The organism is Streptomyces sp. WMMC1477 (assembly GCF_027460245.1).
In the GTDB taxonomy this organism is placed as follows: domain Bacteria; phylum Actinomycetota; class Actinomycetes; order Streptomycetales; family Streptomycetaceae; genus Streptomyces.
This window is the reverse complement of the sequence record NZ_JAPZBD010000003.1, coordinates 2,082,832-2,100,615: the sequence shown is the minus strand read 5'-3', so window position 1 is coordinate 2,100,615 and position 17,784 is coordinate 2,082,832. Positions and strand designations below refer to the sequence as shown.

The 17,784-nt window shown below is 75.3% G+C and carries 19 protein-coding genes; 10 read left to right on the top strand and 9 right to left on the bottom strand.

From position 1 onward, the window contains the following. Positions 1-8 precede the first annotated feature (8 nt). On the top strand, positions 9-764 hold the full coding sequence (locus O7609_RS09590) for an N-acetylmuramoyl-L-alanine amidase (RefSeq protein ID WP_269734517.1): 756 nt from the start codon (positions 9-11) through the stop codon (positions 762-764). A 47-nt stretch (positions 765-811) separates the two neighbouring features. On the opposite strand, the gene O7609_RS09585 is transcribed toward O7609_RS09590, so the two are convergent. Beyond that, positions 812-1,804, bottom strand: coding sequence for a zinc-binding dehydrogenase (locus tag O7609_RS09585; RefSeq protein WP_269734516.1), 993 nt, complete (start codon positions 1,802-1,804; stop codon positions 812-814). Positions 1,805-1,929: 125 nt separating this feature from the next. Between O7609_RS09585 and O7609_RS09580 the strand changes: the two genes are divergently transcribed. Continuing rightward, entirely contained in the window at positions 1,930-2,640 is a 711-nt protein-coding gene (locus O7609_RS09580; RefSeq protein WP_269734515.1) for a pentapeptide repeat-containing protein, read from the top strand. 27 nt (positions 2,641-2,667) lie between these two features. Here the strand turns inward: O7609_RS09580 and O7609_RS09575 are convergent, their stop codons facing one another. Continuing rightward, positions 2,668-3,639 (bottom strand): class I SAM-dependent methyltransferase, encoded by a 972-nt coding sequence (locus O7609_RS09575; protein ID WP_269734514.1) that lies wholly within the window; start codon positions 3,637-3,639, stop codon positions 2,668-2,670. 123 nt (positions 3,640-3,762) lie between these two features. Here O7609_RS09575 and O7609_RS09570 point away from each other — a divergent pair, with 123 nt between their 5' ends. Beyond that, positions 3,763-4,425: a helix-turn-helix domain-containing protein gene (locus tag O7609_RS09570; protein ID WP_269734513.1), complete on the top strand. Its 663-nt coding sequence runs from the start codon at positions 3,763-3,765 to the stop codon at positions 4,423-4,425. Here O7609_RS09570 and O7609_RS09565 read toward each other — a convergent pair. After that, positions 4,422-4,916, bottom strand: a complete 495-nt coding sequence (locus O7609_RS09565; protein WP_269734512.1) for a hypothetical protein — start codon at positions 4,914-4,916, stop codon at positions 4,422-4,424. The genes O7609_RS09570 and O7609_RS09565 overlap by 4 nt on opposite strands. A gap of 90 nt (positions 4,917-5,006) precedes the next feature. On the opposite strand from O7609_RS09565, the gene O7609_RS09560 reads away from it, so the two are divergent. After that, on the top strand, positions 5,007-5,867 hold the full coding sequence (locus O7609_RS09560) for a class I SAM-dependent methyltransferase (protein ID WP_269734511.1): 861 nt from the start codon (positions 5,007-5,009) through the stop codon (positions 5,865-5,867). On the opposite strand, the gene O7609_RS09555 is transcribed toward O7609_RS09560, so the two are convergent. From O7609_RS09555 to O7609_RS09545, 3 genes are all read right to left on the bottom strand, one after another. Next, complete coding sequence (locus O7609_RS09555; protein WP_269743412.1) at positions 5,788-6,891, bottom strand: monodechloroaminopyrrolnitrin synthase PrnB family protein; 1,104 nt, start codon at positions 6,889-6,891, stop codon at positions 5,788-5,790. The two genes, O7609_RS09560 and O7609_RS09555, sit on opposite strands and share 80 nt — an antisense overlap. 2 nt (positions 6,892-6,893) lie before the next feature. Further along, positions 6,894-7,598, bottom strand: a complete 705-nt coding sequence (locus O7609_RS09550; RefSeq protein WP_269743411.1) for a class I SAM-dependent methyltransferase — start codon at positions 7,596-7,598, stop codon at positions 6,894-6,896. Positions 7,599-7,697: 99 nt separating this feature from the next. Next, a complete protein-coding gene (locus O7609_RS09545; protein WP_269734508.1) occupies positions 7,698-8,273 on the bottom strand; it encodes a TerD family protein in 576 nt (191 codons plus the stop codon). A 229-nt stretch (positions 8,274-8,502) separates the two neighbouring features. On the opposite strand from O7609_RS09545, the gene arfB reads away from it, so the two are divergent. The 3 genes from arfB to nagA all read left to right on the top strand — a co-directional run bounded on the left by arfB (position 8,503) and on the right by nagA (position 11,170). Continuing rightward, the gene (gene arfB / locus O7609_RS09540; RefSeq protein ID WP_269734507.1) at positions 8,503-8,931 is read left to right on the top strand and encodes an alternative ribosome rescue aminoacyl-tRNA hydrolase ArfB; all 429 of its coding nucleotides are present in this window, start codon (positions 8,503-8,505) and stop codon (positions 8,929-8,931) included. Positions 8,932-9,056: 125 nt separating this feature from the next. Continuing rightward, a complete protein-coding gene (locus O7609_RS09535; protein ID WP_219092321.1) occupies positions 9,057-9,989 on the top strand; it encodes an ROK family protein in 933 nt (310 codons plus the stop codon). Continuing rightward, positions 9,986-11,170, top strand: coding sequence for an N-acetylglucosamine-6-phosphate deacetylase (gene nagA / locus O7609_RS09530; protein WP_269734506.1), 1,185 nt, complete (start codon positions 9,986-9,988; stop codon positions 11,168-11,170). Before O7609_RS09535 ends, nagA begins: the two co-directional genes overlap by 4 nt. A 60-nt stretch (positions 11,171-11,230) precedes the next feature. Here nagA and O7609_RS09525 read toward each other — a convergent pair whose 3' ends face one another. Continuing rightward, entirely contained in the window at positions 11,231-12,286 is a 1,056-nt protein-coding gene (locus O7609_RS09525; protein ID WP_269743410.1) for a hypothetical protein, read from the bottom strand. Between the two features lie 102 nt (positions 12,287-12,388). Continuing rightward, a complete protein-coding gene (gene cdgB / locus O7609_RS09520; protein ID WP_269743409.1) occupies positions 12,389-14,164 on the bottom strand; it encodes a diguanylate cyclase CdgB in 1,776 nt (591 codons plus the stop codon). Between the two features lie 271 nt (positions 14,165-14,435). On the opposite strand from cdgB, the gene O7609_RS09515 reads away from it, so the two are divergent. The 3 genes from O7609_RS09515 (at position 14,436) to otsB (ending at position 16,293) form a co-directional block, all read left to right on the top strand. Beyond that, on the top strand, positions 14,436-15,038 hold the full coding sequence (locus O7609_RS09515) for a flavin reductase family protein (RefSeq protein ID WP_443072089.1): 603 nt from the start codon (positions 14,436-14,438) through the stop codon (positions 15,036-15,038). An 84-nt stretch (positions 15,039-15,122) separates the two neighbouring features. Beyond that, positions 15,123-15,434 carry a DUF3263 domain-containing protein gene (locus O7609_RS09510; protein WP_443072088.1) on the top strand — a complete coding sequence of 104 codons (312 nt, stop codon included), beginning with the start codon at positions 15,123-15,125 and terminating at the stop codon, positions 15,432-15,434. 10 nt (positions 15,435-15,444) lie between these two features. Beyond that, positions 15,445-16,293 (top strand): trehalose-phosphatase, encoded by an 849-nt coding sequence (otsB, locus tag O7609_RS09505; RefSeq protein ID WP_269743408.1) that lies wholly within the window; start codon positions 15,445-15,447, stop codon positions 16,291-16,293. Here otsB and O7609_RS09500 read toward each other — a convergent pair. Next, a complete protein-coding gene (locus O7609_RS09500) occupies positions 16,280-17,749 on the bottom strand; it encodes an alpha,alpha-trehalose-phosphate synthase (UDP-forming) (RefSeq protein ID WP_269743407.1) in 1,470 nt (489 codons plus the stop codon). The genes otsB and O7609_RS09500 overlap by 14 nt on opposite strands. Positions 17,750-17,784: the final 35 nt, after the last annotated feature.

Sequence of the window (17,784 nt, the reverse complement as noted above, 5' to 3'; positions counted from 1 at the left end):
TGGGAGGCATGTGGCCGCGCAGGGTGGCGCAGGGGGCGGCGGTGCCGGTGCTGGCACTGCTGATGACCTGGAGCGCCCCGGAGCGGCCCCCGGTGGTGGAGCCGGGGGCCGAAGCGGGGCCGCGCCCGTCGGCGCCGAAGCCCCCGGTGGTGGGGCGGGCGGTGTGGCACGCGGACGAGGAGGCGGTGCGGGAGGGCCCGGCGCGCACGCCGTCCGCCGAGGCGGTCTTCGTCCACCACACCAACCACCCGAACACCTACGACTGCGAGCGGGACGTGCCGGGGCTGTTGCGGGAGATGCAGCGGCAGCACATCGAAGGGCGGGGCTGGGACGACCTGGGCTACAACTTCGTCGTCGACCGCTGCGGAACGATCTACGAGGGCCGGGCCGGGAGCGAGGAGCGCACGGTGCTCGGGGCGCACACGAAGGGGTTCAACAAGCGGAGTGTCGGCATCGCGGCGCTCGGCACCTTCGGCGCGGGCCAGGAGGTGCCCGACCGCATGCTGGCGGCGATCGCGGCCGTGGCCGCCTGGAAGCTGAGCCCGGGGGCCGACCCGCTGGGCCGGGTGCGGATGGAGTCGACGAACGACGCGAGCCTGTACCCGAAGGGGGCGGAGGTGACGCTCGACGTGATCGCCGGGCACCGGGACGGCTATGCGACGGACTGCCCGGGCCAGGCGCTCTACGAGGCCCTGCCCGGGCTGCGGGAGCGGGTGGCCCGGCTGCGGACGGAGCACGCGGCCCGGGCCTCGGGCGGTGGGTGACGGCCCGGCGGACGTCGGGACCGTCACCCGCGGGACGAGGACGGCCGCTACGGGACGAGGACGACCTTGCCGGTGGTGGCGCGCTCCTCCAGGGCGCGGTGGGCCTTGGCGGCCTCGGCCAGGGGGAAGGCGTGCACGAGTGGGTCGAACGTGCCGTCGGTGAGCCGTGCCATGGCGCGTTCCTCCAGCACCCGCAGGTTCTCCACGCCGCCGATCCGGTCGAACATCGGCTTGCCGAGCACCGACCGGGAGACCACCCCGCGGCGGCGCTGTTCCTCCTCGTCGAGCACGGCCTGCCCGGAGGGGTCGAAGGACGTGGCGGCGTAGCCGTAGGACAGGTGGGTGCCGCCGGGCGCGAGCAGGTCGGCGGCGGCCCGGCCGACGTCGCCGCCGACGCCCTCGAGCACGTGGGTCACGGGGCCGGGCACCCGCCGCGTCCAGCCCTGCTCGCGATAGTCGACGGCCGCGTCCGCGCCGAGCCGGAGGACGGCGGCCGTCTTGTCCGGGCCGCCGGCGGCGCCGATCACCCGGGCTCCGGCCCGCCGGGCGTACTGCACGAGGAGTGAGCCGATGCCGCCGGCCGCGGCGAGGACGAGCACCGTGTCGCCCGGGCCCGGTTCGATGAACTGGAGGATGCCCATGGCGGTGCGCCCGGTGCCGATGACGGCGACGGCCTGGGGCGCGGCGACGCCCCCGGGCAGGACGTGCAGCCGTTCGACGCCGGTGACGGCCCGTTCCGCGTAGCCGCCGGGGACCATGCCCAGGTGGGCGACGACGCGGCGGCCCAGCCACTCGGGGCCGACGCCCTCGCCGAGGGCCGTGACCCGGCCCGCCACCTCCCGGCCGGGGATCGTGGGCAGCTCGGTGGCCGTGGGCGTCGGGCCGGGCTGCCGGCCCGAGCGCAGGGCGGTGTCCACGAGGTGGACCCCCGCGGCGGCCACGTCGACGAGGACCTGGCCGGGTCCGGGAACCGGGTCGGGTACCCGTTCGTAGGTGAGGTTCTCGGCGGGGCCGAAGGCGTGCAGTCGTACGGCGTGCATGGTGGTTCCCCCCCCAGCGGCTGGCGCGTGCGGTGCGGTGGGCACCCAGCATCGAACGTGAATGTAAGTTCAAGTCAACCGCCCGGCGTCGGTGACTGTCAGTGGTGGCCCCCATGCTGGATGTCATGACACCGCGCACGCCTTCGCAGCCGCCCCGGCCACCCCGTCCGACGTCGTCCCGGCCGGCGGGTCCGGCGCCGCCCCGGCCCCCCGAGTTCACCCTGCCCGAGCTGGACGCCCACCCCGGCCCTCTCGCCCCCGAGGGGGACTACGACGGCCTGGCGTTCACCTCCCTGGACCTGACGGGGGCGGACGCGCCGAGTGCGCGGTTCCTCGACTGCGCGCTGAGGGACGTCACGCTGGACGAGGCCGGGCTGCGCGGCGCCCGGTTCGCCGACTGCGCGCTGGAGGCGGTCAGGGGCGTGGGCACCGACCTCGTCGACGCCCGGTTCCGGGACGTGACCTGCGCGGACGTCCGGCTGGGCGGCGTCCGGGCGTACGGGGCGAGCCTGTCCCGCGTCCTGTTCCGGGGCGGCAAGCTGGACTTCGTCAACCTGCGGGGGGCGACGCTGACCGACGTGGCCTTCGAGGGCTGCGTCCTCGTCGAGCCGGATCTCGCGGGCGCCACGCTGACCCGGGTCGCCTTCCGGGACTGCGTCCTGCGCGGTGCCGATCTGACGGGCGCCACCCTCGTCGACGTCGATCTGCGGGAGACGGCGGGGTTCACGCTCAGCCGGGGCGTGGAGCGGCTGGCCGGGGCGACGATCACCCCGGCCCAGCTGCTCGACCACGTTCCCGCGCTCGCCGCCTCCCTGGGCATCCGGGTCCGGCCGTGAGGCGCGGCGGCGTTCCTCGGGCGGTGCCTACCCCCGGGGCAGCGCGCGGGCGGTGTGCACGGTGGTGGCGTGCAGGTAGAAGGCGTCGGGCCGGTGCAGCAGACCCGCCTCCGCCCCGGGGTCGAGGAGGCGGTCCAGCGTCGCGAGGTCCTCCGCGTCCAGCAGCCCGGCCAGCCGCTCGCGCTTGCGGGCCAGCCGGTCGCGCAGGTGTGCGCGCGCGGGCCGGGCCAGCGGCGCCGGGTGCTCGGAGAGGAACGTCCGGCTCCCGGTGGGGGTGAGCCCGGCGGCGGTGAGCAGGGCGGGCCAGTCCTCGACCACGTCCACGGTGCCGCTCAGCCCGGCGCGCATGGCCGCGAACGCCTCCTCCTCGGCGGCGTCCAGGCGGGCCTGGAGGCCGGGCCGCCCGAGCCCGATGTCGCGCGGGAGGAAGCGCGGGGGCAGGCCGCGTTCGGCGACGGCGAGCAGGCCGCCGGGGCGGAGGGCGGCGGCGAGGGAGGTGAGTGCCGCCTGCTGGTCGCCGAGGTGGTGGACGACGTTGCTGCTCCAGACGAGGTCGGCCGGCGGCAGGGTGCCGAACTCGGCGGGCAGGTCGGCGCGGTGCGTGGTCAGCTTCAGGCCCTGCCCGGCCGCGCGTTCGGCGGCGTGCTCCAGCAGGGCTGCGGACTGGTCGGCGGCGACCGTCTCGGCCTCGGGGAAGGCCCGGGCGAGCACGCAGGCCGCCACCCCGGGGCCGCTGCCCACGTCCAGCACGCGCCGGACGGCCGGCTCCGGGGCGCCACCCGAGTCGCCGCCCGAGTCGCCGCCCGCACCGACGGGCGCGTCGGCGGACGCAGCGACGGGGGCTCCGGCGGACGCCAGGTCGCGGAGCCACTCCGCCGCCCGCTCCAGGTACGGCAGGTGCAGCTCGCCCTCGCGCAGCAGCTCGGTGACCATGGCGTCCCAGTCGAGGTCCGCGTGGTCGTGGTGATGCCCGGCCTGCGTGTGGTGGTGTCCCGTCATGGTGTGCGCCTCCGTGGTGTGCGGTCCGGGGTTCACGCCCCGCGGAGGCCCAGGGTGCGGGCTGCCTCGCATTTCCGGCAAACTTTGTTGCCGTTTCCGGGACGTCGCGGTGCAATGGGCCGCATGGACGACACCACTGCCATCAGCCGGGCCCTGGACGAGGTCGGCCCGCGGCTCAAACGGCTGCGCACCGGGCGCGGGGTGACGCTCGCGGCGCTGTCGGAAGCCACCGGGGTCTCGAAGAGCACCCTGTCCAGGCTGGAGACCGGCCAGCGCCGCCCGAGCCTGGAGCTGCTCCTGCCGATCGCCCAGGCGCACCAGGTGCCGCTGGACGAGCTGGTCGGCGCGCCCGAGGTCGGAGACCCGCGCGTCCGCCTCGTCCCCCGGCACCTGGAGGGCCGCACGGTGCTGCCGCTGACGCGCCAGCCGGGCCCGCTGCAGGCGTACAAGATGGTGGTGTCCGCCGAACAGCGGACGCCGGACCCGGTGCGCCACGAGGGCTACGAGTGGATGTACGTGCTCGCCGGCCGGCTGCGCCTGGTCCTGGCCGAGCACGACCTCGTGCTGGGCCCGGGGGAGGCGGCGGAGTTCGACACCCGGCTGCCGCACTGGTTCGGCAGCACGGGCGAGGGGCCCGTGGAGGTCCTCAGCCTCTTCGGCTCCCAGGGGGAGCGGATGCACGTGCGTGCCCGGCCGCGTCGCGGTGCGTCCCGGGAGCCGGGCGACGAGCCCGGGCGACAGGGCGCCCGGGGGGACACCCGGCCGGGCACCCGGTCAGGCTCCTAGACGCGGGGGAAGCGGGCCTGGAGGTCCCAGACCAGCGGGTTGTCGCCGAGGTCCTCGTGCAGGTCCACCAGGTCGGCGACCAGGTCGTGGAGGAAGTCCCTGGCCTCCCGCCGCAGCGCGGAGTGGCTGAAGGCGAGCGGGAGTTCGTCTGGCGCCCAGTCGGCGGTGACCTCCACCCAGCCGAAGCGGCGCACGAAGCGCAGCCGGTCGGCGGACTCGGTGAGGTCCAGCTCGGCCCGCTGCGGCCGGGACGCGCGGCTGCCCAGGGGGTCGCGGTCGAGGTGCTCGACGACATCGCACAGCGCCCAGGCGAAGTCCAGCACCGGCACCCAGCCCAGGGCGGTCGCCAGCTCCCGGTCGGCGTCCACGTCGGCGAGGTAGACGTCGCCGCGGAAGAGGTCGTACCGCAGGGCCCGCACGTCGGCCCGCGCGTAGGCGGTCTGCGGCGGGTCGGGGAGCCTCCGGGAGAGCGAGTAGCCCAGATCGATCACGCGTCCATGCTCCCACGTGCGGCGCAGTGGCCCGGGGGCGCGCGATAGGTTCCCGGTGGGCGGATGGGGACGTCGCCGGGAGGGAAGGACATGACCGGGCAGCACAGCACCGGGGAGCTCGTGACCGGGGAGAGCTACACGTTCGCGACCGAGTGGGACGAGGAGCGGGCGCGGCTGGCACACCTGGGCGCGTTCTGGGAGCCCGCCTCCCGCCGGGCGCTCGTGGCGGCGGGCGTGCCCGAGGGCGCCTCCTGCCTGGACGTCGGCGCCGGGGGCGGTTCGGTGAGCCGGCTGCTGGCCGGCATGGTGGGGGAAGGCGCGGGCCGGGTGGTCGCGCTGGACGTCGACACCCGGCATCTGGAGGCGGCCGGGCTGCCGTCGCGGGTCGAGATACGCCGGCACGACCTGTTGGCCGACGAGCCGCTGGGCGAGACGTTCGACGTCGTGCACGCGCGGATGGTGCTCTCGCATCTGCCGGAGCGTGCGAGGGTGCTGGACCGGCTCGTCGGGTACTGCGCCCCGGGCGGGCTCGTCGTCCTCTCCGAGTTCGACATCGACGTGCCGGGGCCGCTGCCCGCGCCGCGCACGGCGGCCGAGCGGTTCCAGCGGGTGCACGACGCGGTCGTGACGCTGCTGGGCGGGCGGGGCTGCGACAACCGGTTCGGGCACCGGCTGCCGTCCGCTCTCGCGGAGCGCGGGCTGACCGGCGTCGACGCGGTGGTGGACGGCGGGGCGCTGCGCGGGGGGAGCGCCGGTGCCGAGTTCTACCGGCACACCTTCCGGCGGCTGCGGGAGCCGCTGCTGACCGGCGGGCTGGTCGGCGAGGAGGACTTCGGCCAGGTCCTGGCGGACCTGGCCGACCCCGGGTTCGTCACGCTCTCCGCGCCGCTGGTGTCCGCGTGGGGGAGGCGTGGGCCCGCTCCCGCGCGATCCGGGCGTTCTCCCGGGTGAGCAGCAGGACCTCCCGGAGGAGATCGACGCTGCCGCCGCCGCTGCCGAGCGGGTAGAGGCGCACGTCCTCGCGGTAGGCCTGCCGGGCGATGCGCAGGTGCCGGCCGCGGAACGTCGTGACGGTGCGCAGCAGCTCCACCAGTGCCTCGGCCCCGGCCCGCACGGCGCCCGCGTGCGGCCCCCCGGCGGCCGTCAGCAGTCGGCCCACGGCGGACGGACGGCCGTGCCAGGCGGCGTGCAGGTCGCGCCAGCGCGGGAGGCCGTAGGGCACGGAGTCGAGCAGGAACCGCTCGTACGCGTCGACGCCGGCGTCCGAGAGCCACACCACCTCGTCGACGAGCCACAGCGGCACCTGGGCCGCCGCCGGACCCAGGTAGGCGGTGCCGTCGACGGTGAACTCCTCGAAGTAGGGGCGCAGGCCGCGGGCGAAGAACTCGGGGCTGACGTCCGCTATCACCCGGTCGATCGACTCCACCATGACCTGGGCGTGCCCGCCGATCTCCGCCACGAGCGGGGCGAAGCCCGGCTCCCAGGGTTCGGTGCGGCTGAGCTCCCCGCACAGCTCCAGCGCCGTGTGCAGCCGGGGGAACGCGTGCCGCACGGAGTCCTGGAGGGCCCGCTCCTGCGCGTCCCCGGTGTAGGTGCGGCGCCGCTCGCCCGTCGGGTTCCACACGCAGTAGTGCAGCACCGTGTCCCGCGGCACCATGTCGGTGCGGCGCCCCAACTCCTCCAGGACGGGCAGGAGTTCGGGTACCACGCGGCCCGGCTCGGCGCCGTGGCGCTTGATGGAGCCGGCGAAGAGCCCGATGTCGCGCATGGCGGCCAGGCACGCGTCGCGGGAGAAGCCGCCGACGTCGGCCGTATCGGGGAGGATGCGGCGCAGTGCCGTGGCCAGCGCGAACAGATCGGCCCGGGGGTTGATCCGCGGCAGCCTGGCGCACAGTTCGTCGGCGCCCAGCGGGTCGGCGGCCTGGACGGCGCGTATCTGCTCGACGGAGCCGTACGCGACCGTCGTCGTGAGCATCGTCAACGCCCCCGCCGGACGCGGGCGAACTGCATCGGCACCGTCAGCGGGCCGTCCAGCCCGGTCTCGACGCTGCGCCCGGTGAAGTTGCCCATCTCGACGACGTCGAGGCCGGCGTTGACCAGGGTCTCCTCCAGCTCGCCCGGGGCCAGCCGGGCCGGTACGAGCCCGGACTGGATGATGTCGTCGAGCTTGGACGGGCCGCCCTGCCGGGGCCAGGCGGCGAACAGCACGGCGGCCTCGGGGGCGAGCTCGATGACGTAGCCGTGCCCGCGCTCGCCGAGCAGGGTCGCGAGCGAGTCGCCCGCCCACTGCCGCGCCTCCTCGGGCAGCTGGTGGATGACGGTGCGCACGTAGACGTTCTGGTCCCCGAACTCCTGGTGGAGGCGGTCCGCCTCGCCGGGCACGGACAGGTCCAGCTGCCGGTAGGCGATGTTGTCCCGGGGGTGCAGCTGCCGCGCCGCGGCCAGCGCGGAGGCGGAGACGTCGTAGCCGACGACCCTGTCGAAACGTTCCGCCAGAGCCTCCGTCTGACGGCCGTTCCCGCAGCCGACGTCCGCGACCGGCAGCCCGGGCGTGTACCACTCCTGAAGCCGCGGCAGGTGGCGGTGCACGGCCTCGGCCGGGTCCACGTCCCACAGCGTCGCGCCGTCCTCCACCGGACGGTCCCGCCAGAAGGCTTCCCAGGCGCTTGCGTTCCCCTGCACGTCTATCTCCTCGTTAGCGGACAGTTCCGGACGTCTCGGTCGGCCGTGCGCACCAGAAGGGGCCAGACCCGATGGCCTGGCCCCTTCGCGACGGCTGTCTCAGACGTTAACGCCGAAGTCCTGAGCGATACCCGCCAGCCCCGACGCGTAACCCTGGCCCACGGCCCGGAACTTCCACTCCGCGCCGTTGCGGTAGATCTCGCCGAAGACCATGGCCGTCTCCGTCGCCGCGTCCTCGCTGAGGTCGTAGCGGGCGATCTCCTGCTGGTTGGCCTGGTTGATGATGCGGATGAACGCGTTGCGCACCTGGCCGAAGTTCTGGCTGCGCGACTCGGCGTCGTAGATGGACACCGGGAACACGATCTTGTCGATCTCGGCGGGCAGTGTCTGCAGGTTGACGTTGATCTGCTCGTCGTCACCGCCGCCCTCGCCGGTGCGGTTGTCACCGGTGTGCACGATGGCCTGGTCCGGCGAGGCGGTGTTGTTGAAGAAGACGAAGTGGCCGTCGGTGTGCACCTTGCCGGCGGCGTTCACCGCGATGGCGCTCGCGTCCAGGTCGAAGTCGGTGCCGGTGGTGGTGCGGACGTCCCAGCCGAGGCCGACGGTCACCGCGGTGAGGCCAGGGGCCTCCTTGGAGAGCGAAACATTGCCGCCCTTGGACAGGCTCACAGCCATGGGGTGGGTCCCTTTCTCAAGGTTCTCGTCAGATGCGACGACGGTACATTCACTCCCCACAACGCTGCTCGGGTACGCGCAGGTTCCGGCGACGGGTTTCGGCCCGGTTTCGGCCCGCCTTTCGCCGCACGTCCGAGACGGCTTCCGGGTGGCTGCGGGGCGGTCCGACGCCGAGGGGGCCCGGGGAAAAGGCGGTGCGGGTGCCCGGGGGAGAGGAGATCATGGACGCATGTCCGGTCCCTACGTCATCCGTGGTTCTGTCGCCCTGCCCGAGTCGGAGCTGAGCTGGCGGTTCTCGCGTTCGTCCGGGCCGGGCGGGCAGCACGTCAACACCAGCGACAGCCAGGTGGAGCTGCGCTTCGACCTGGCCCGCACCGACGCCCTGCCGCCGGTGTGGAAGGAGCGGGCGCTGGACCGTCTCGGCGAGCGGCTGCGCGACGGCGTCCTCACGGTGCGGGCGAGCGAGCACCGCTCGCAGTGGCGCAACCGCGAGACGGCGGCCGTCCGGATGGCCTCGCTGCTGGCCGAGGCGACGGCGCCGCCGCGGCCCGAGCGCAGGAAGAAGCGCGTGCCGCGCGGTGTGGTGGAGCGGCGGCTGCGCAACAAGAAGCGGCGCGGCGAGGTGAAGCGGGGCCGTCGGGGGCAGGGCTGGGACTAGGGTTCCGTGCCACTCTGAGTGGTTTCTTCCCGATGTTCACGGTTCCTCCGGGTCGTCCCGGACACTCCTGCCGAACCCCGGCAGTGGACTAGACCTCTTGGGGGATCTCGGGCGAGACTGTGGACGTGGAATACGTCATCGCCCTCGATGTGGGCGGCACCGGCATGAAGGCCGCCCTCGTCGGCCCGGACGGTGCGCTCCTGCACGAAGACCGTCGTCCCACCGGCCGCGGCCGGGGTCCCGACGCCGTCACCGCCGCCGTCCTGGACTTCGCGGCCGACCTCGCCCGCACCGGCGCCGACCGGTACGGGCGCGGCCCCCGGGCGGCCGGAGTCGCCGTGCCGGGCATCCTCGACGAGCCCGCGGGGGTGGTCCGCTTCGCCGCCAACCTCGGCTGGAGCGACCTCCCCCTCCGCAGGCTGCTCGCCGAGCGGCTGGGCCTGCCCGTCGCCTTCGGCCACGACGTGCGCACCGGCGGCCTGGCCGAGGGGCGCATCGGCGCGGGCGCCGGTGTGGACCGCTTCGTCTTCGTCCCCCTGGGCACCGGCATCGCCGGGGCCATCGGCATCGACGGCCGGGTGGAGGCCGGAGCCCACGGCGGCGCCGGGGAGATCGGCCACATCGTCGTCCGGCCGGGCGGCCCGCCGTGCGGCTGCGGCCAGCACGGCTGTCTCGAAACGCTCGCCTCCGCCGCCGCCGTGGGCCGCGCCTGGGCCGAGGCCAGCGGGGACGCCCGGAGCACGGCCGCCGACGCGGCGCGCGCCGTCGCCGCGGGCGACCCCCGGGCCGAGGCCGTCTGGCGGGACGCGGTGGACGCCCTCGCCACCGGCCTCGTCACCGCGCTCACCCTGCTCGACCCGCGCATGCTCATCGTCGGCGGCGGCCTCGCCGAAGCCGGGGACACCCTCTTCGCGCCGCTGCGTCAGGCCGTCCGGGCCAAGGTGACGTTCCAGCGGTTGCCCCTGATCGTTCCGGCCGCCCTCGGGGACGCTGCCGGCTGCCTGGGCGCGGGGCTCCTCGCCTGGGACCTACTCACCGCGGAGGTCGCGACCCGATGACGCAGCAGTTCAGCCTCGCCGGGGCCAAAGTCGTCACGCCGGACGGCGTGTTGGACGGTGGCCGGGTGACCGTCGAGGGCGGCCGCATCGCCGCCGTCGAGCCGGCGGCCGGGCCGGGGGAGCCCGCGGCACCGCACCCCGGCGACGTCGACCTCGCCGGGCACTGGCTGGTGCCCGGCTTCGTGGACGTCCACAACCACGGTGGCGGCGGGGCCTCCTTCACCTCCGGCACCGCCGAGGACGTGCTGACGGCCGTCCGCACCCACCGCGTCCACGGCACGACGACCCTCGTGGCCTCCACCGTCACCGGCGAGCTCGACACGCTCGCGCGGCAGGCCGGGCTGCTGTCCGAGCTGGTCGAGCAGGGCGAGCTGGCCGGAGTGCACTTCGAGGGCCCCTTCATCTCCCCCTGCCGCAAGGGCGCGCACAGCGAGGCGCTCCTGCGCGACCCGGACCCGGCCGAGGTCCGCAAGCTCGTCGACGCCGCGCGGGGCACCGCGGTGATGTGCACGCTGGCGACCGAGCGCCCGGGCGGGCTCGACTCCGTCCGCCTCCTCGTCGACGAGGGCGTGCTCGCCGCCGTCGGCCACACCGACGCCACCTACGAGGAGACGCGGGCGGCGATCGACGCGGGGGCCTCCGTGGCCACCCACCTGTTCAACGCGATGCCGGCGCTGGGCCACCGGGCCCCCGGGCCCGTCACCGCCCTGCTGGAGGACGAGGGCGTCACCGTCGAGCTGATCGACGACGGCACGCACCTCCACCCCGCCGCGCTGCGGCTGGCCTTCGACCGCGCGGGCTCCGGCCGGGTCGCCTTCATCACCGACGCCATGGACGCCGCGGGCTTCGGCGACGGCCGCTACCGGCTCGGCCCGCTGGACGTGGAGGTCGTGGACGGGGTGGCCCGCCTCGTCACCGACGACGGCAGCCCCGGCTCGATCGCCGGCTCGACGCTCACCCTGGACGCCGCGCTGCGCCGCGCCGTCACCCGGGACGGCATCGGCATCGAGGACGCCGTGCGCGCCGTGTCGACGACCCCCGCGCGGCTGCTCGGCCGCTCCGACCGCGTCGGCGCGATCCGTCCGGGGCTGGACGCCGACCTCGTCGCCCTCGACGCGGACCTCACCGTCCGCGCCGTACTCCGCCGCGGCGCGTGGGCCGTCGCCCCCGGTCCCGCCTGAGACCGGCCCGCCTGAGACCGGCCCGTCCGGGCCCCGCCGGGGCCCGGCTCCGCCCGGGTCTCAGCCCTCGGCCGGAGCGAGCCACACGCGGCCGAGGGCCACGTCGCAGGCGTCCTCCGCGCCGCAGGTCAGACGGAAGACGTTCTCGCCCTCCTTGACCGTCACCTGGCCGTAGGTGTACGTCCAGGACTTCTCCCAGTCGTTCTTGGGGCCCTTGGCGAAGTTCTTGAAGTTGACGTTCTGCGGCTTCGGCGCCTCGTTGACGAGGAGGCTGAGCTTCATGTCCTTGCCCGGCACGGTGTAGCCGAAGTACAGGCGGTAGGTGCCGGCCTCGGGGACGTTCGTCGTCCAGGTGACCGTGGCGCCGGGCTTGTTCATGCCCGTCACGTACTTGCCGTCCTTGGCCTTGGAGCCGGGGACGTCCCCGGCGACGAAGGGACCGTTGTCGAGGCGGAGGCTGGAGGCGTCCTCGCCGGGCAGCTCGACGTCCTCGGGCTCCTTGTCCTTCTCCTCCTCGCCCTGCTGCTCGTCGTCCTTCTGGCCGGTGCCGTCGGTGCCGCCGGACTGGCCGTTGCTCGCCGAGTTCTGGGCCTGGTCCCCGGCGTCGTCACCGGAGAAGGCGACGGCCGCGCCGACGCCGATGAGGACGGCGCCCACCACGGCCAGGGCCGCGATGAGCAGGCCGTTGCGCCGCTGTCCGCCGCCGGAGCCGTGACCGGAGCCGCGGGCGCCGTGGCCGCCGCCCGCCGGGCCGGCCATCCCCCGGGTGGCCGCACGGCCGCCGGGCTGCGTCTCCGGGGCCGCGTAGTGCGCGTTGGGGTAGGCGTTGGCAGCGGGAGCCTGGGGCGGGTAGCCGTAGCCGCCCTGCGGGGCCTGCGGGCCCTGCGGTGGCTGGGCCTGGGGCGGCGGGCCCTGGGGCGGGTAGCCGTAGCCGCCCGCCTGCGCCTGCTGGCCGCCGTAGCGGCGCTCGCCCACCGGGCGGACCTGCTGGTACGAGGTGCGGGGGACGCCCTGCTGCTGCGGGGCCTGGTCCGGCGCGCCGCCTTCCTGGCGGTACAGATAGCCGAACGGGTCGTCCCCCTCCGGCGGCGTCGTACCGTTGTTTCCGGCGGTCATCCCCTGTTCTCCTCACACGGCATCGGCTGACCCCGGGCAGCCTACCCCGTTCGGGGGACAGCGCAGGCGTACTCCTGTGCGTGGGATACCCCCCCGGGTCCGCTACCCGGCCCGCCGGTGGCCCTTCGAGCGGGAGCGCTTCTCGACGTACATCCGCTGGTCCGCGGACTGGAGGATCTCCTCCACCGACTCGCCGCAGGAGGCCCAGCCGATGCCGAAGCTCGCCCCGACCCGCACCTGGCGCCCCTCGACCCGGATCGGCGGGACGATCGCGTTGCGCAGCCGCACCGCCAGGTCGCCCGCGTCGGCGAGGCCCAGCCCGTCCGCGAGGACGACGAACTCGTCGCCGCCGAGCCTGGCCACCGTGTCGTTGTCCCGCACGCCCGCCGCGAGCCGCCGCGCGACCTCCACGAGGACGGCGTCGCCGCAGTGGTGGCCGAAGCGGTCGTTGATGGACTTGAAGCCGTCCAGGTCGCAGAAGAGGACCGCCAGCCCCTTGGCCGCCGGGTCGTCGCTCTGCGGCGCGGTGACGTGGACGTGGTGGTCGAATCCGGCGCCCACGGCGGGCGGCGCGGCTGGGACGCCCGCTCCGGGCTCGTCGGCCTTGAAGCCGTCGACGTCGTACCCGTCCGGGCTGAAGCCGTGGGCGCGGGCGTCGTCGAGGTACAGGGCGCCCGAGTCGTAGGCGTCGACCCAGGTCGCGTCCGGGCCCGGGTGGCCGGAGTACACGCCCGCGTGGTCGTCCCGGTGGCCGTCGCCGTGCCCGTTCGCGTGCCCGCCCGCGTGGACCGACGTCAGCGCCGGGCGCTCGCACAGCCGGGCACTGAGCCGCGCCCGCAGCTCGGCGCTGTTGGGCAGCCCGGTCAGGGAGTCGTGGCTGGCGCGGTGGGCGAGCTGGAGCTCGTGGCGCTTGCGCTCCTCGATGTCCTCGACGTGGGTGAGGAGGAAGCGCGGTCCGTCGGCGACGTCCGCGACGACGGAGTTCCGCAAGGACACCCAGACGTAGGAGCCGTCGCGGCGGCTCATCCGCAGCTCGGCCCGCCCGCCCTCGGCGGCGGTGCGCAGCAGGGTGCCGATGTCCTCGGGGTGGACGAGGTCGGAGAAGGAATAGCGCCGCATCATCGAGGCCGAGCGCCCGAGCAGCCTGCACAGCGCGTCGTTGGCCTTGATGAGCCGCCCGTGCTGGTCCCCGCCCATCTCGGCGATCGCCATGCCGCTGGGGGCGTACTCGAACGCGGCGCGGAAGCTCTCCTCGCTCGCCCGCAGCGCCTGCTGCTCGCGCTCCAGCCGGACGAGGGCGCGCTGCATGTTGGCGCGCAGCCGGGCGTTGCTGATGGCGATGGCGGCCTGGAACCCGTACATCTGGAGGGCCTCGCAGCCCCACGGGCCGGGGCGGCGGCCGTTGCGCGGCCGGTCGACGGATATGACGCCGAGGAGGTCGCCGTCGGAGGTGTACATGGGGATGAACAGCCGGTCCATGGGGTGCCACTCGTCGGGGAAGCGCGGCGCGGGACCGGGCGAGTGCCACTGCGGGACGTCGTCGTCGTCGAGCACCCAGCCCTCGGTGTAGGGCACGAACCGCAGCTCTCCCCAGGCCTCGCCCAGGGCCAGCCGGCGTTCCCAGGAGGCGCGGGAGCCGACCCGGCCGGCCATCATCGCCTCGGCCCCGGTGCTGCCCGCGACGGCGGCGACGACGAGGTCCCCGTCCTGGCGCACGAGGTTGACGGCGGCCATCTCGAAACCGAGGCCGGTGACGATGCCGTCGGCGACCGTCTGGAGGGTGTCGGCGAGGCTGCGGGCGGTGTTGAGCTGCGCCACGGACTGGTGCAGGCGACGCAGGCTGGTGAGGCGGACGTACGGCTCGGAATCGGTGTCCATCGCCCTCCCCTCGTGGCTCGTCGCCGGCCCGAAATGCCACTCGTCCGAGTGTTTCCGCCACTGAATCACAGGCTGCTCCACCCCCGGTACACAGGGTCAGCAATAAATCTCATCTGTGACTCATGTCACAATAAGAGGTTCTGGAGGTGCGGATTTCCCCTCCGGTGAGCGCCGTCGTACCCCTGTTCGGGGCGGTTGGTGCCGGTCCTAGGACCCGGCTGGTTCCCGGGCCCGATGCGCCCCGGCCCGGCGGCTCGCTAGCGTCGCCGCTGTGTTTCCGACAGCAGCGCACCGCACCGATACCGCCGCCGACACCGCGCGGACGGCGTCCGCCGACCCCGCCGACGCCGCCGCCGTCCCCCATCCTGGAGGGGTGAACGAGGAGCAGTTCCGAGCGGCCATGGCCCGGCTCGCCGCCGGGGTGGTCCTGGTGACGGCCTTCGACCCCGAGGAGGGGGCCCGGGGCGCCTACGTCGGGATGACGGCGACGGCCTTCGTCTCCGTCAGCCTCGACCCCCCGCTCGTCCTCCTCAGCGTCCGCACCGGCTCCCGGATGGACGAGCTGCTGGCCCGGCGCGAGCTGTGGGCCGCCAACCTGCTGGCCGACAACCAGCGGCAGACGGCCGGGCGCTTCGCCATGAAGGGCCGGCTCAGCGACGAGCTGCTCTTCCGGGAGCTGCCGCACACCCGGGGCGACATCGCCGAGGCCCCCCTCGTCCACGGCGCACTCGCCCACCTGGAGTGCCGCACCGAGCAGCGCGTCCCCGCCGGCGACCACACGCTGCTCGTGGCCCGCGTCCTGACGACGGGCGTGCCCGGAGCCGACGGCGGCCCCCTCACCTACTTCCAGGGCCGCTACCGCACCCTGGGCTGAGCCGGGCACCCGGGGCCGGGTCGGGGCCGCCCCCGGGGCACGCGTTACGTTGGCCGGGGCGACGGAGGCGGGGGTGAGCACACGGTGAGCGAGAGCACGGACGGGCCCGAGGACGAGCCGCGGGGCGCGCCCAGGGGCACGGCCGGTGCCGGGCCCGGGGACGGGCCCGCCCGGGAGCTGTCCGCGCGGGACGAGGCCGTGCTCGCCGTCGAGCGGCGGGGCTGGCCGGGGCCGGGCGCGAAGGAGCGGGCGATACGCGAGCGGCTGGGCATGCCGCCGACGCGCTACTACCAGGTGCTCAACGCCCTGCTCGACGACCCCCGGGCCCTCGCCCACGACCCGGTGACGGTGAACCGGCTCCGGCGCGTCAGAGACGCGCAGCGGCGGCGCCGGTAGGGTCACGGGCATGGTCCGCTTCGACGCGCACGCCATCACGCCCGCCGGGCGCACCGGCTTCGAGGCCATCCAGGCCGGTCCGGGCCGCTCGGTCGTCGCCTTCGACTTCGACGGCACCCTCGCCCCCATCGTCCCCGACCCGGCGGACGCCCGCCCCCACCCCGACGTGCTGCCCGCGCTGGTGCGGCTCGCGCCCCATGTGGCCGGGATCGCGGTCGTCACCGGGCGGCCCGCCGAGCTCGCCGTGCGGTACGGGGGCTTCGCCGACGTACCGGGCCTGGAGGGCCTCACCGTCCTGGGCGGCTACGGCGCCGAGCGCTGGGACGCCGCCACCGGCGAGGCCTCCACGCCGCCCCCCGACCCCGAGGTGGCCGCCGTCCGCGCCGAACTCCCCGGCCTCCTCGGGAGCCTGGCCCTGCCCGAAGGCGTCACCGTCGAGGACAAGGGGCTGGCCGTCGCCGTCCACACCCGGCGGTCCACCGATCCGGAGGGCGCGCTGGCCGTCCTGCGCGAGCCGCTGGCCGCCGTGGCCGAGCGGCACGGCCTGCACCTCGAACCGGGGCGCTGCGTCCTGGAGTTGCGTCCGCGCGGCATGGACAAGGGGCTGGCGCTCGCCGCCTATCTGGCGGAGCGGGGCGCGGGCCCCGCCCTCTACGCCGGCGACGACCTGGGGGATCTGGCGGCCTTCGCCGCGCTGGAGCGGCGGCGCGCCGAGGGGCTGCCGGTGCTCCTGGTCAGCGCCGCCCCCGAGGTGCCCGCGCTGGCCTCCCGGGCCGACGTCGTCGTCCCGGGGCCGGCGGGCGTCGCCGCGCTGCTGCGCTCGCTCGCGGAGCCGTGGGCGGCGCCTACGCCTCGCTGAGCGCGCGGAGTTGGGCGAGGAACCAGGCGCGCGGCGGCAGCGCCGTCGCGGCGGCGGCGAGCCGCTTGGTGGCCTGCGTGCGCGCCTCCGGCGCGACGGAGAGGGCCTCGTCCAGGGCCCGGGCCGTGGCGCCGACGTCGTAGGGGTTCACCAGCAGCGCGTCCTCGCCCAGTTCGGCGGCGGCCCCGGCCTCGCGGGAGAGGACGAGCGCGCAGCCGTGGTCGGAGACGACGGGCACCTCCTTGGCGACGAGGTTCATCCCGTCCCGGATCGGGTTGACCAGGGCCACGTCCGCCAGCCGGTACGCGGCCAGCGAGCGGGCGAAGTCGTCCTCGACGTGCAGCACCACCGGCGTCCAGCCGGCCGTGCCGAACTCGGCGTTGACCGCGTCCGCGAGGCGGGAGACCTCCGCCGTGTAGTCGCGGTAGACGGCGAGGTCCTGCCGGGAGGGGTAGGCGAAGGCCACGTGCACCACCCGCTCCCGCCAGTGCGGGAAATCGGTCAGCAGCCTGCGGTAGGCGTGCAGGCCGCGCACGATGTTCTTCGACAGCTCGGTGCGGTCCACCCGGACGATCGTGCGGCGGCCCTCGCCGATCCGCTCGCGCAGCGCGGCCATCCGCTCCTCGACGTCCGCCCGGTGGGCGCGTTCGCGCAGGAAGGCGGCGTCCGCGCCCAGCCCGTGCACGCCGACGCGGGTCGTGCGGCCCTCGTGGGTGATCAGCAGCTCGTCGTCCGCAGAGGCTTCCGCCGGCTCCACCGTCGCGCCCAGGACGTCGGCGCAGCAGGCGGCGAACGCCTCGGCCCAGCGCCGGGTGAGGAACGCGGCGCGGTCGGCGCCGAGGATGCCGCGCAGCACGGCCGTGGCGGCCGCGTCGGGGAGTATCCGGTAGTACGCGGTGGGGGCCCAGGGGGTGTGCGAGAAGTGGCCGGTCCGCAGGTCCGGCCGTAGCCGGCGCAGCAACTCGGGGACGAGCGCCAGGTGGTAGTCCTGGACGAGGACGACGGCGCCCTCGGCCGCCTCGTCGGCCAGCGCCCGGGCGAAGGCCGCGTTGTAGGCCTCGTAGGCGGCCCACCGCTCCTCGAAGCCGGTGTCGAACACCGGCTCCAGCGGCGTCTGGTAGAGCATGTGGTGGACGAACCAGAGCACCGAGTTGGCGATGCCGTTGTAGGCGTGGGCGAAGGTCTCGGCGGGGATGTCGAGCATCCGCACCCGCTGGCCGCCGGTGTCCTCCGCCGGCAGCAGCCCGTCGGCGCGCCGGACCGCCGCCCGGTCGCCCTCGCCGAGCGCGGCGCACACCCACACGGCGTCCGTCCCGGGGCCGACGGCCGAGAGCCCGGAGACGAGGCCGCCGCCGCCGCGTCTCGCGCCGAGCGAGCCGTCCTCGGCGAACGAGTAGGAGACCGGACCACGGTTGGAGGCGACCAGGACCTGGGACACGTGGGACGCAGCGACCATGCGGCGAGCGTATCCGCATCGGCCGCCGTTCAAAC